We start from the raw sequence: 13200 nt of genomic DNA on the forward strand, positions 1-13200 counted from the left end.
ATCATCCTGAAAGAAGACAGAGCCTCCGTCCTGGAGGCTTGAACAATCCCTTGCTCTCTGTCTATCTATAACCTTAGACCCACTTGTCGTTTTACGCCACTCAGAAATGGAAAAAAGTAATAGATAAGAATTTGAGCTTGCCTAGATGGTGATGCCCGGACGCTCACGAGTAGCATTTCTCCTATTACCCAGTCGATCCCCATGTCTTGCCAGCTATCTCGGGCGAGTTTACGTATATCTTGGCTGGTGAGTTTGATTCCAATGTCACCACTGAGGCTTTGATACCAACGCTTGACGCTGCGCCATGGATTTGTCACCTTATAACACCGAAAAAATTCTCTAAGGCACCCACATAAAAAAAACTAAAATACTGAGTTATTAAGTTGTGTGTCCTATTAAGAAGTATGATTACTGAAAGTCAGGTCAAAGCCCTTTTTGAAGAAGCCTTGTGCCTTCAATAGGCTTGTGAGACAAAAAGAAATTCGACCCTTTAGGTGGCAGTAAAGTGAGTTGGGGAAGTTTTATTGTTTGCAGGCAGTTTGCAGATACAAAAAAGCCTCGATGCTGTGAGTGATCACTAACTATCGAGGCTTTCTGTTATTACTTAATAAGTGGTAGGGCTAGGCAGATTCGAACTGCCGACCTCATCCATGTCAAGGATGCGCTCTAACCAACTGAGCTATAGTCCTAAAAAGTGTTGGCTATTATACGCAGGAGCTCGCTTTTGACAAGCCCTGCTTACACTTTTTTGAAGTGTTTGTTTTACAGAGAGAAAACTCTTTATTTGTGCTCAGACAGGAATGAGTAATTCATGCCCTACTACTTCGTCTATCAGGTTATAAGGAACCTTGTATTCCTTACCACGAAACTTCACCGTAGCAAATTCATAACACATAGAAATTACAGTGCAGTTCACGATGACACCGTTGTCAATTACTCGAACAATGTTGTAATTACGCAGCGTGATAGCCATAACACTCCTCTATTTTATTGTCGTTTTTATAATACAATTCTCAGCAAAATTAGCCTTCACCAACGTCTTTTAATTTGCGCTGTAGTTGATGAATTTGATCTCGATAACCAGCCGCTAATTCAAATTTCAGACTCTCGGAAGCAAGCACCATTTCTTTTTGCAGTTGTATCATGGCCTTACGCACTTGCGCTACATCCTCCATGCTTTCTACTTGGTAGTCTTTCGCAGTTTCAGCGACTTTCTTCACTTTGCTACCACGCTTACCAGCACCTGGGTTGTAGGCACCTTCTAGAATGTCTTCGACAGATTTGGTAATACCCTTCGGCGTAATACCATGCTCTTCGTTGTAGGCCTCCTGTGTAGCTCGACGACGAGTGGTTTCATTCATTGCTCGTTCTATAGAACCTGTGATGCGGTCCGCATAAAGGATAGCTCGGCCATTTACGTTACGCGCAGCACGACCAATGGTCTGAATCAATGAGCGTTCTGAACGCAAGAAGCCTTCTTTATCCGCATCAAGAATGGCGACAAGACTCACTTCTGGAATGTCCAAACCTTCTCGTAGAAGGTTAATACCCACCAATACATCAAACTCGCCCAATCGTAAATCACGAATAATTTCTACTCGCTCAACCGTGTCGATATCCGAATGTAAATAACGCACGCGAACACCGTGGTCACTAAGATAATCGGTCAAATCCTCCGACATACGTTTGGTTAGTGTGGTTACCAATACACGCTCACCAATAGGCGCACGTTTATTTATTTCAGAAAGTAAATCATCCACCTGCGTCGCTACAGGTCGAATCTCTAATATTGGGTCAACCAAACCAGTAGGACGAACAATTTGCTCTACTACCCAGTCTTGGTGCTCCGCTTCGTACTTACCCGGTGTCGCCGAAACAAAAATGGTTTGCGGCTTAATTTGCTCCCACTCTTCAAAGCGCATCGGTCGATTGTCTAATGCCGATGGCAGACGAAAGCCGTATTCAACAAGGTTTTCTTTGCGCGAGCGATCCCCTTTGTACATGGCGCCAATTTGCGGCACGGTCACATGGGATTCATCGATCACCAATAGCGCATTCGCAGGCAAATAGTCGAACAGTGTCGGCGGCGGTGAGCCTTCTTCTCGACCCGATAAATAACGCGAGTAGTTTTCAATGCCGGAACAATAGCCAAGCTCTTGCATCATTTCTAAATCATAACGAGTGCGCTGCTCTAGACGCTGTAATTCAACCAGTTTATTCAGCGATTTAAGCTGTTCTAAGCGTTGATCCAGCTCTACCTTGATGCGCTCAATAGCCGCGACAACGGTTTCTTTTGGCGTCACATAATGCGTTTTAGGATAAATGGTCGCGCGCGGTACTTTACGGATGGTTTTATTCGTCAGTGGATCGATTATTGATAAGTTTTCGACTTCGTCATCAAACAGCTCAATACGGATCGCCGTGTCTTCAGAGTCCGCAGGAAACACTTCAATTACATCACCACGCACACGAAAGTTGCCACGCTCTAGAACCAAGTCGTTTCGAGTGTATTGCAGTTCGGCCAAGCGCCGCAATACGGCACGCTGGTCAATACGATCGCCGCGATCTAGATGAAGCATCATTTTTAAGTAAGATTGTGGGTCACCCAAGCCGTAAATCGCGGACACAGTCGCCACGATGATAACGTCTTCACGCTCTAGCAAGGCTTTCGTTGCAGACAAACGCATTCGCTCTATGTGTTCGTTAACTGATGCGTCTTTTTCAATGAAGGTATCTGACGCGGCTACGTACGCTTCAGGCTGATAATAGTCGTAATACGAGACAAAATACTCGACCGCATTATTAGGAAAAAATTCTTTAAACTCACCGTATAACTGAGCCGCCAACGTTTTGTTATGCGCCATTACAATAGTGGGACGCTTCACTTGAGAGATAACGTTTGCAACCGTAAAGGTTTTACCCGACCCTGTTACACCAAGCAGGGTTTGATGCGCTAACCCAGACTCAACACCTTGAACGAGCTTTTCAATCGCCTTGGGCTGGTCACCCGCTGGTTCATATGAAGAAACAATTTGAAATTCTTGTGACACGGTTCTCTTCCTAAGGGGCTGCAAACAACTTAATAGAGTAGCAAATTTTTGATATCAAGTCTGAAAATACTAAATAAATTGGGCGTAAACCAAGTAGGCTTTGTCAGCTAAAAGCGAATGTATTTTTAGCGATGAATCAATAAAGAAAGCCAAGTTAATCAGAGACTAACTTGGCTTAGAAACAACCAATAATAAAGTTGATTATAAAATCGTTTGATTCTCTTTAATTATCTGACATTTGGCCCTTGTTATCTTGAGACTCCGTAGCCTGAATTTCCAGGTTCTGATTACCAGAGACTTGAACAAGAGCTCTATTTCGCTCAACTAAAGCATCACCCAAGCCTTTCACTTCAGACAATTGATCGACCGTTTTAAAAGGGCCATTTTCAGCTCTGTAATCAATAATAGCTTGAGCTTTCTTTTCTCCTACACCAGACATGACCGCCGCAATTTGATCCGCTGTGGCGGTATTAATATCCAGAGGTTCAGCCGCAAAAAGGCCAAATGGGGAAAGAACAAACATCAGAAGGGAGCTTCGTAAGAACATTCGAAAGCATTTAATTAGACGCATAATAAAAATCCTTTTTTATAAATAAACCAAGGCATCCAGCCAATAAAAAACCGTTGCTAACTCTTATTGAAAAAGAGTAAACAACGGTTTTAGGATAAGAGGTTTTATTCGATAGCGCAAGTAAGCGAATCGTTAAGCGAAAACACCTAACTCTTTATTTACTTGAATCAAGGCATTGACCGGATCTGCGGCTTGAGTAATAGGACGCCCCATTACTAAATAATGACTTCCCGCTGCCATCGCTTCAGAAGGTGTCATGATGCGTTTTTGATCGCCTTGTGCAGAACCCGCTGGACGAATACCTGGCGTGACGAGTACAAAATCTTTGCCTAATTCAGAAGACAACATGGAAGCCTCTTGAGCAGAGCAAACCACCCCATCCATACCAGAAGACTGTGCCAGCGCAGCAAGACGTTTTACGTGTTGCTCTGGCGTCAAATCAATCCCTACTTCTACAAGGTCTGATTGATCCATACTGGTTAATACCGTTACCGCAATCAGCAAGGTTTTGTTGTCCGCCCGTTGGGAGAGTGCATTAACCGATGCTTCCATCATACGACGACCGCCAGAGGCATGAACGTTTACCATCCAAACCCCCAAGCTCGCAGCAACACTCACTGCGCTAGCAACGGTGTTTGGAATATCATGAAATTTTAGATCCAAGAATACGTCAAAGTTTAATTTATGAAGCGCTTCTAAAATCGCTGGACCTGCGGTGGTAAATAATTCTTTGCCCACTTTCACTCGACACTGAGTAGGATCAAGGCGTTTCGCCATCTCAATGGATTGCGCCATGGTAGGATAATCTAGGGCAACCACTATGGGGGATTGACAACTCATTCAAGGTCCTCTTTTTTCTATGTTGACTCACTCTGCTACCACTAAAAATAGCAGACGTGTTACGTGGATTAACGATTCGACTTATCGCATTTCTTATCTTAAAAAAGGCTATTCACCCTCAAGACCGTGTATCGGTTTTACGACTCCCCAGCTTTTGCAACCTGGACATTGCCAATGTAATTGATAACCTGAAAAACCACATTGGCGACACTGAAATTGAGGTTTTGCTTGAGCTAACTGATCAATCAATTCATACAAAACAATAAGATGCTGTTGGTTCTGACCGCGAGACTCCCCCATTTGTAAATTAATAAGCTCTCTAAAGCCCTTTACGGTTGGGTGGGAACGCAATTGCTCAACCAAAAACATCTCCGCGTATTCTTTATCATCTTCCATGTAATGGTTCGCTAGCGCTAAAATCAGTGCCGCGGATGGCTTTTTCTGATTTTGCTCTTGGAGAAACTTAATAAAACCACTGCCTCCCCATACTCGCTGATAACAGTCTTTTAGCTTGGGAATAATAATAGAAATAAACTCAGGGTCTTGTTCCGCAACTTGTTTCAATTCTTTTATGGCGTCCCGATAACGGCGCTGACTACACAAGACATCTGCCGCACCAACACTTGCCCTGACACAACTGGGATCAACACCTAACGCTTGTTTATAATGTTGATAAGCGTCTTTCCATTGCTCTTTTTTCGATAACATCTCAGCCATCTCACAATGAAAGTGAGCTAAGCGTTTAATTTCTTTTTTATTTGGGGAATCTTTAATTAGCTCAGTACTGATCTGAATAGCTTTTTCCCAACTCTGCTCAAACTCATAGAGATCCACGAGTAAGGTTAAAATCTTAGGGTGAAATTCACTTTTCTTAGAAGACGTCGCCATATTGAGTAATAATCGGCTGGCCCTATCTAGTAATCCAGCAGACATAAAGTCACTGGCAAGCTCCAACTGCACCATGCGCATTTCACGCTGAGAAATCTCTGGACGAGCTAATAGGCTTTGATGAACATTAATCGCTTTTTGAATTTCACCTTTTTTACGGAATAAGTTGCCCAGTGTAAGATGAATATCAAAAGTATCTGAATTGACTTCTAGCGAATCAACAAACGCATCAATAGCCTCAGAATGTTGATCATTTAGTAGGTGATTGAGGCCTCGGAAATAGTCTGGCGGTACGCTTTTTTTGTCACGCTTCAGTTTTTTAGCAGGATTTTTCCGTCCCATTGCCCACCCTAAAAACAGCGCAGCAAAAAGAACTATAAATAACCCAACTTCGGTCAACGCCGTTACTCCTTCCCTATTGAAAGTTCTTGAGCAATAGATGACGCACGCAAACGATCGGCTTCACTCTGTGATTTTTCAAGACGTTTACTTAAGACTCGAACTTGGCGCTCGCTACGAAAATAGGTCACAGAACTCACTAAGAGCGCAACACAAGCACCAAGAGTAAATGACAGAATAGTGTATAAAGCCACGCTCAGTTCAGGCCCTTGCCAAAACACCAAATCAAGATGGATCAGCTGTGGGTTCCTGATGGCGAAAAAAACGCCAACGGCAAGGAAAAAGACAATCAGAATTGTTAGGACAACTCTTTTTAGCCATTTAAGCATAAGAAAACCTACCAAATTAGAATGGCGATATTATGCCGTGATAGCTAAGAAATTTCGAGGCATAAGACGTAAATTAGTTAAGTTCGTTAATCTCAACCTCTGGCAAATTAACCAATTCGCGCAATTCTTTGCCTGGTTTGAAATGAGGAACATACTTAGCCGATAACTCGACCGACTCGCCTGTTTTTGGGTTACGACCGATTCTTGGCGCTCGATAATGCAACGAGAAACTGCCAAAACCTCTGATCTCAATGCGCTCACCATCCGCCAGTGAGTCCGACATATGATCAAGCATTGTCTTAATAGCTTCTTCAACATCCTTCACTGGCAAGTGTGATTGCTGATTGATTAACAGCTCTATCAGCTCAGATTTTGTCATTTTTGTCTCCGCGATTATATTTTGATCACTCCGTAAGACTAGCTAAATTTAGAAAGAAAGCAATAAGTTATAAGGCTTTCAGGCAAATTTAAGGTTTTTTTTATGATAATTTTGTAAATTATATCATCACAGCAGCTTCCACAACTGGCGCAGACCTTAACGAGCTTTTATAATGTCGGCATATTCAACACCACTGGAAGATAAAACAATGAGCTATAGTCAAATTCCTGCCGGCAAAGATGTACCAAATGATATCAATGTAATCATCGAAATCCCGGCTCAAGCCAGCCCGGTAAAATACGAAGTAGACAAAGACATGGACGCCCTAGTTGTGGATCGTTTCATGACCGCGCCAATGTTTTACCCTGCTAACTACGGTTACGTAAACCACACCTTGGCTGATGACGGCGACCCAGTTGACGTTTTGGTTATCACACCTTACCCAGTCGTAGCAGGTTCTGTTATCCGCTGCCGTCCTGTTGGCGTGCTAAACATGTCTGACGAAGCTGGCATTGATGCAAAATTGGTTGCTGTTCCTCACGAGAAACTAAGCAAAGAATACGGTCATATCCAAGATGTGAACGACATTCCACAATTGCTACGCGACCAAATCGAACACTTCTTCGAAAATTACAAAACGCTTGAAAAAGGCAAATGGGTAAAAGTAGAAGGCTGGGCAAACGCTGAAGAAGCGAAGAAAGCTCTAGTTGAAGGCGTAGAAGCTTACAACGCTCAGTAATAAAAAGTAGATCAAGAAAGGCGATTCATACCTTTCACTCACTTTATAACTGACCTAAAAAAACCGATCCTAGGATCGGTTTTTTTGTGTTCTTAACTCAGGCATCCGTTATTCTAAATAACCTAGATCGCCCGTTATTCTATATAACCAGTTATTCAAGAGAATCTAGGTAACGCTCTGCATCCAATGCAGCCATACAACCTGTTCCAGCTGACGTAATCGCTTGGCGATAAATATGATCGCTCACATCGCCTGCTGCAAACACACCTTCGATACTGGTTTGTGTCGCGTTACCTTGTGAACCTGTTTGTACTTTAAGGTAACCATCTTTCATGTCTAACTGATCTTGGAAAATATCGGTATTTGGCTTGTGTCCAATGGCAACGAATACACCCGCAACCGCAAGATCTTTCTTCTCACCTGTTTGGCTGCTCTTAATGCGAACACCAGTCACACCATTCGCATCACCTAGCACTTCATCAAGTTCTGAGAACCATTCGATTTTTACGTTGCCGTTTTTCGCTTTTTCTAGCAATTTATCAGACAAGATTTTTTCAGAACGGAACTTATCACGACGGTGAATCACGGTAACGGTTTTTGCAATGTTCGCCAAATACAGCGCTTCTTCAACCGCAGTATTACCACCACCAATCACAGCAACATCTTGGTTACGATAAAAGAAACCATCACAGGTCGCACAAGCAGAAACGCCTTGACCCATGTATTTTGTTTCACTTTCAAGACCAAGGTACTGAGCACTAGCACCCGTTGAAATAATCAAGGCATCACAAGTATAGACGCCGTCATCACCTTCTAGACGGAAAGGACGGTTGTTCAAATCTACTTTATTGACATGATCAAAAATAATTTCAGTCTCAAAGCGTTCAGCGTGCTTGCGCATACGCTCCATTAGTTCAGGACCTTGCACACCTTGATCGTCGCCAGGCCAGTTATCAACTTCTGTGGTAGTCGTCAGCTGACCACCCATTTGCATACCAGTAATCATTACAGGGTTTAGGTTGGCGCGAGCCGCATAAACAGCAGCGGTATAACCTGCTGGGCCTGAACCCAAAATCATTAATTTGGCGTGCTTTACATCGCTCATGCAATTATCTCCTGTAGATGAATGTTTCTGACGCTCTCGCCAGATTAATTTCTTATGGTGAATTCTAACGAATCTGCGTCACAAATACTTAGCGAAAAATATTAATAACTAAAATAGGGATCTTCTATCAGTTTTCAAGCGCACCGTTTCTTTGCTTAGCCGATGTGACTACTACAAAAGGCGCATTCTGGGTCTTGAGTTAAACGCATTTCACGCCAACGCCCTTCCAAACCGTCAAATAACTTCAGTAAGCCATGCTCAACTCGACCACATCCACTGGCAATTTTGAGTGCATCCAGCGCTTGTAATACACCTAAAGAACCCACTACAGGGCCGATCACACCACTTTCACTGCAACTGAGCTGATTATCAGACATAGAGGGGTAAAGGCATTCATAACAAGGAGATGTATCCTGATCATAGAGAAAGCTAATCAATTGCCCTTCCCAGCGAATCGCCGCGGCGCTAACGAGCGGTGTTTTATTGTTTAAACAAGCTCGATGAATACTTTGACGGGCTTGATAATTGTCCGTGCAATCCAATACCACGCTGGCCTTAGCTACCGCATGAGATAAAGCCTCTCCTGCTAAATGCTCTGCAATAACCTGAATATGGCTTTCTGAGTTTTTCGCGGTAAGCTCTGCCAGCGCCGCCTCTGCTTTGTTACGGCCAAGACAAGCCTCATTGTAAAGTACTTGTCGCGGTAAATTACTGAGTTCTAGACGATCGCCATCTGCTAGAATCAACTCACCAACACCGGCACTGGCCAAATACGTGGCGGCTATATTACCTAAGCCACCCATTCCAATGACCAAAATTGTTGCGTTTGATAAGGCAACCTGCCCTTCAATATCAAAGCTGGGGAGTAAAAGTTGTCGACTGTATCTATCAAGCTGTAATTCGTTCATTTTTCTCTACATTTATTTTAGATAACTGCCCGAACGGTCAATGTTTTGATAAAATAAAACCATCAACTTATCAGCGGACAAAAGCATGAAATTCCCAGGTAGACGTAAGATCAAACACTATTTTCCAGTTTCTGAAGCAAAACCTATTTTGCCTACCTCTGAAGTTCGTCCTGATAAAGACACCTATATTGTCGGGCTAGATGAAACCATTGTCGATGTTATTGCCAACATCAGTGATGATTTTTTAACAACGTTTAACATTAAAAAAGGATTATCCAATCTTGTTGATGTCGATACGGCTTCCGCAATCTATGAAGAATTGACCGCACAGCAAAGCATTTCTGATCATTTTGCCGGTGGAACCATAGGCAACACCATCCATAACTACTCCGTTTTAGCGGATGATAAATCAGTACTGCTCGGTGTAATGTCTTCTCATATCGCATTAGGCTCGCCTGCTTATCACTACATCTGCCACACCAGCAGCAAGGTTGATATGAATCATCTGCACGGCGTGAGTGGTGACATTGGCCGCGGCATTACCCTAATTACTCCAGACGGCGAACGCACTTTTGCGATTGCACCTGGCGATATGGATGAACTTAGCCATGAACATATCCCAGAAGACATTATTGCCGGTGCCGCTGCCTTTGTTAGCTGTGCTTACCCACTGCGCCACCAAGGAAAACCCATCAAGCAAGCCATGCTGACGGCCATGTCTTATGCCAACAAACATCAGATTCCGACGGTACTAACCTTAGGCACCAAACACCTCGTCGAAGATCATCGTGATGAGCTACTTGAGCTGATCAAACGTGATGTAAACGTCTTGGCGATGAACGAACTTGAAGCGGAAGCGCTCACTGGCTTTTCAGACCCATTGCAAGCCGCCGATGCGATTCTCGACTATGTGGACATGGTATTACTCACCGCTGGGCCAGATGGTTTGTATTTATGTGGCTACACAGAAGACACCCTAAAGCGAGAAACGACTAATCCAATAAAGTCCGCTAATGTTGCCGATTTCAACCGTTGGGAATTTAGTCGTCCAATGATGCGTCAAGCTTGTGACAACCCTATTAAAGTCTTTTCTCACATCGACCCTTACATGGGTGGCCCCGAGAAGATCCGCAACACCAATGGTGCTGGTGATGGCGCCTTGTCTGCATTACTGCATGACATATCTGCTAATCACTTCCATCGCGAAGCGCAACCTAACTCAAGTAAACACGCAGCACCTTTTCTTGCGTATTCGTCATTTGCCCAGATTTGTAAATACGCTAACCGCGTGAGTTATGAAATTCTAGTGCAGAGTGCCCCACGCTTATCACGCGGTCTACCAGAAAGAGAAGACAGCTTAGAAGAAGCTTACTGGGAACGCTAAAATCGGACGACAAAAGAAAGAACCATTACATTAAATAAAATAGTTAGACAAAAAAAACCATGCTTTTTTGAAGCATGGTTTTTTTTTCGTAAAATCTCGAACTTAGTCGTGATTTACTTACATTGCTTCAATACCAAGCGCTTCATTACGCTCAAACATACGGTCCAATTCAAGAAGAATAACCAGCTCATCTTCTTTCTGATAAACGCCTTGAATAAACATCAACGCGGAGTCATTACCCACACTAGGGCTTTGCTCAATTTCACCCTGATATAGATAAAACACTTCTTGAACCGCATCAACCAATAAACCAATTTGCTCGCCATCATGCTCGATAATAATAATACGAGTGTCATCCGTGATAGCACATTCTGGCAAACTAAACCGAACACGCGTATCGACCACTGTCACAACATTACCGCGTAGATTGACGATACCTAAAATATAAGAAGCTGCGCCAGGAACCGGAGCTATCTCACTGTATCGAAGCACTTCTTTGATTTGAAGGACGTTAATACCGTAAGTTTCGTCAATCAATTTAAAAGTAAGATACTGCAATAATTCGCCCTTTTTGCTTTCCGCTAAGGCTTGTCCAGATGCTTTAATAGGCGCTAATTCTGACATGACGTACGTCCGTATTCGATTTAATTAAAATAATAAAACGGATGCACCCGTTAAGAACGCATCCGTTGTAGGGGTATTAGCAGAATTCTAAAACAATTAACTATCTTGTTGTATACCAACAATAGTCCAATTGCCTTTCTCATCCGACATATTTTTTTCTAGATGCCAAACTTCATTAGTATCAGAGGTTTGATCACCCTCTTTAATCCAGCCGGAAAATCTTAATGAAATTGACGCAATCGAACCAATATATTCACCACGTACAAGCTCAACCATCAATGAAATGACTTCAGTGCGAGGCATATTTTCGCCATGATTCGCTCTTTCACCTTGTAACATTGTTAACAAATCGGCACTTACGTAGCTGCGAATTTCATCAAAGTTATTATCATCCCATGCTTTTTGCAAAGCGATGTAATGATTTTTCGCTTCAGCTACAAACGCTTGCTCATTAAAACCTGGTGGTAATTTAATGTCTGACTCACCACCAAATCCAGAAACACCAGACATAGGAGAAGCCTTGAATTGATCACGTGTCGACGTTGGCGCTTCACTGTTCATAGTGTTGCCGTATCCTGCCGCTTGAGCCTGTGCAGCACGACGTTTTGGTGCGATTAACAACTTATAGATTAAGAAGCCAATTACTGCGAATAATAAGATATCGCCAAATGAAATACCGTCAAATGCACCGCTGCCCATTAGCGCAGCAAAAATACCACCCGCCAACAAACCACCTAGTAAACCACCGCCTAAACCGCCAAGAAATCCACGTTTTTGAGGAGCGGCTGTATTGGTTGCTTTAGGAATAGTGGAAGCACTGCTGCTTTTTGATTTAGAAAAAGAAAAGCTTTTCCCAAAACTCTTACCACCACCAAATTTCTTAGCTTGAACATCGGCACTAAAACCACCAACACCTATCGCCAAGACAAACGCCATTAACATGGCATATACAGTCGATTTCACAAAACTCTCCAAATTATTTAAAGCTTACAAGACCAACAGCATTGCGAAGGTCTGAAATGAATCCACGCACACGAGCTCGTGCTTTTTCTGCTCCAGCTTGAAGAATAACTTCAACCTGAGCAGGATTTGCCATTAGTTCTAAATACTTTTCACGAGGCTCAGCTAGTTGACCATTGATCAACTCAAAAAGTTCCTTCTTCGCTTGCCCCCAAGCAATACCATCTGCAAATTTCTGACGCATTTCAGCCGTTTGCTCAGGTGTCGCAAAGGCTTTATAGATATCAAACACAGTTGAGTCGTTTGGATCTTTCGCTTCGCCTGGTTCTAACAGATTAGTTTTGATCTTATTAATGCCTTTTTGAAGCTTTTTCTCAGTATCAAAAAGTGGAATTGTGTTGTTGTAGCTTTTACTCATTTTGCGGCCGTCTAAGCCTTTCAAAATAGAGCCTTCTTCACCAACAACCGCTTCAGGTAAGGTAAAGTGCTGGCCAAACAAGTGGTTAAAACGACCTGCAATATCGCGCGCCATCTCAATGTGTTGAATTTGATCTCGACCCACAGGCACTTTATTGGCATTAAACGCCAAAATATCCGCCGCCATTAATACTGGGTAGCAGAACAGGCCCATAGTGATACCAAAGTCAGGATCTTGGCTATCGGCTAGGTTCGCGTCTACGGCACCTTTATAAGCGTGCGCTCGGTTCATCAAACCTTTTGACGTCACACAAGTCAGTAGCCAGTTCAGTTCAGCAATTTCTGGAATATCGGATTGACGGTAAAAGGTCGCTTTGTCTGTGTCTAAGCCACAAGCAAGCCAGGTCGCTGCAATTTCTTGGCGAGACTGCTGAACACGCGCTGGATCTTGGCATTTGATCAAAGCATGGTAATCGGCCATAAAAAAGAAAGCGTCGGTATTTTCTTGACGACTTGCTTCGATTGCTGGACGAATAGCACCCACGTAGTTTCCTAGGTGTGGTGTACCTGAGGTTGTAATACCGGTTAAAACGATTTCTTTTGACAT

The 13200-nt window shown here is 43.2% G+C and carries 15 protein-coding genes and 1 tRNA gene; 2 read left to right on the top strand and 14 right to left on the bottom strand.

Annotation, left to right across the window (positions count from 1 at the left end; genetic code table 11):
- Positions 1 to 65: 65 nt before the first annotated feature.
- The 9 genes from V6259_RS17680 to ihfB all read right to left on the bottom strand — a co-directional run bounded on the left by V6259_RS17680 (position 66) and on the right by ihfB (position 6456).
- Positions 66 to 317 (bottom strand): hypothetical protein, encoded by a 252-nt coding sequence (locus V6259_RS17680; protein ID WP_341585656.1) that lies wholly within the window; start codon positions 315 to 317, stop codon positions 66 to 68.
- Positions 318 to 612: 295 nt separating this feature from the next.
- Positions 613 to 689: transfer RNA gene (locus V6259_RS17685), tRNA-Val, on the bottom strand.
- A 101-nt stretch (positions 690 to 790) separates the two neighbouring features.
- Positions 791 to 973 (bottom strand): hypothetical protein, encoded by a 183-nt coding sequence (locus V6259_RS17690; RefSeq protein WP_133011514.1) that lies wholly within the window; start codon positions 971 to 973, stop codon positions 791 to 793.
- 49 nt (positions 974 to 1022) lie between these two features.
- Complete coding sequence (gene uvrB / locus V6259_RS17695) at positions 1023 to 3050, bottom strand: excinuclease ABC subunit UvrB (protein WP_133011513.1); 2028 nt, start codon at positions 3048 to 3050, stop codon at positions 1023 to 1025.
- A gap of 223 nt (positions 3051 to 3273) precedes the next feature.
- A complete protein-coding gene (locus tag V6259_RS17700; RefSeq protein ID WP_341585657.1) occupies positions 3274 to 3621 on the bottom strand; it encodes a ComEA family DNA-binding protein in 348 nt (115 codons plus the stop codon).
- 132 nt (positions 3622 to 3753) lie between these two features.
- Positions 3754 to 4461: an orotidine-5'-phosphate decarboxylase gene (gene pyrF, locus V6259_RS17705; RefSeq protein WP_341585658.1), complete on the bottom strand. Its 708-nt coding sequence runs from the start codon at positions 4459 to 4461 to the stop codon at positions 3754 to 3756.
- Between the two features lie 108 nt (positions 4462 to 4569).
- On the bottom strand, positions 4570 to 5748 hold the full coding sequence (lapB, locus tag V6259_RS17710) for a lipopolysaccharide assembly protein LapB (protein ID WP_133011510.1): 1179 nt from the start codon (positions 5746 to 5748) through the stop codon (positions 4570 to 4572).
- 5 nt (positions 5749 to 5753) lie between these two features.
- Complete coding sequence (locus V6259_RS17715; protein ID WP_341585659.1) at positions 5754 to 6077, bottom strand: LapA family protein; 324 nt, start codon at positions 6075 to 6077, stop codon at positions 5754 to 5756.
- A 73-nt stretch (positions 6078 to 6150) separates the two neighbouring features.
- A complete protein-coding gene (ihfB, locus tag V6259_RS17720; protein ID WP_133011508.1) occupies positions 6151 to 6456 on the bottom strand; it encodes an integration host factor subunit beta in 306 nt (101 codons plus the stop codon).
- Positions 6457 to 6664: 208 nt separating this feature from the next.
- Between ihfB and ppa the strand changes: the two genes are divergently transcribed.
- The gene (gene ppa, locus V6259_RS17725; RefSeq protein WP_133011661.1) at positions 6665 to 7195 is read left to right on the top strand and encodes an inorganic diphosphatase; all 531 of its coding nucleotides are present in this window, start codon (positions 6665 to 6667) and stop codon (positions 7193 to 7195) included.
- A 151-nt stretch (positions 7196 to 7346) separates the two neighbouring features.
- Here the strand turns inward: ppa and trxB are convergent, their stop codons facing one another.
- Both trxB and V6259_RS17735 read right to left on the bottom strand, forming a co-directional pair.
- Positions 7347 to 8300, bottom strand: a complete 954-nt coding sequence (trxB, locus tag V6259_RS17730; protein ID WP_341585660.1) for a thioredoxin-disulfide reductase — start codon at positions 8298 to 8300, stop codon at positions 7347 to 7349.
- Between the two features lie 155 nt (positions 8301 to 8455).
- The gene (locus V6259_RS17735; RefSeq protein ID WP_341585661.1) at positions 8456 to 9208 is read right to left on the bottom strand and encodes a HesA/MoeB/ThiF family protein; all 753 of its coding nucleotides are present in this window, start codon (positions 9206 to 9208) and stop codon (positions 8456 to 8458) included.
- A gap of 85 nt (positions 9209 to 9293) precedes the next feature.
- Here V6259_RS17735 and V6259_RS17740 point away from each other — a divergent pair, with 85 nt between their 5' ends.
- The gene (locus tag V6259_RS17740) at positions 9294 to 10592 is read left to right on the top strand and encodes an inosine/guanosine kinase (RefSeq protein ID WP_133011505.1); all 1299 of its coding nucleotides are present in this window, start codon (positions 9294 to 9296) and stop codon (positions 10590 to 10592) included.
- Between the two features lie 117 nt (positions 10593 to 10709).
- On the opposite strand, the gene V6259_RS17745 is transcribed toward V6259_RS17740, so the two are convergent.
- The 3 genes from V6259_RS17745 to V6259_RS17755 all read right to left on the bottom strand — a co-directional run bounded on the left by V6259_RS17745 (position 10710) and on the right by V6259_RS17755 (position 13200).
- Positions 10710 to 11216: a chemotaxis protein CheW gene (locus V6259_RS17745; RefSeq protein ID WP_207923226.1), complete on the bottom strand. Its 507-nt coding sequence runs from the start codon at positions 11214 to 11216 to the stop codon at positions 10710 to 10712.
- 96 nt (positions 11217 to 11312) lie between these two features.
- On the bottom strand, positions 11313 to 12179 hold the full coding sequence (locus tag V6259_RS17750; RefSeq protein ID WP_133011504.1) for a Tim44 domain-containing protein: 867 nt from the start codon (positions 12177 to 12179) through the stop codon (positions 11313 to 11315).
- A 13-nt stretch (positions 12180 to 12192) separates the two neighbouring features.
- A complete protein-coding gene (locus V6259_RS17755) occupies positions 12193 to 13200 on the bottom strand; it encodes a tryptophan--tRNA ligase (RefSeq protein ID WP_341585662.1) in 1008 nt (335 codons plus the stop codon).

The organism is Marinomonas sp. TI.3.20 (assembly GCF_038155025.1).
Taxonomy (GTDB): Bacteria; Pseudomonadota; Gammaproteobacteria; order Pseudomonadales; family Marinomonadaceae; genus Marinomonas; species Marinomonas flavescens.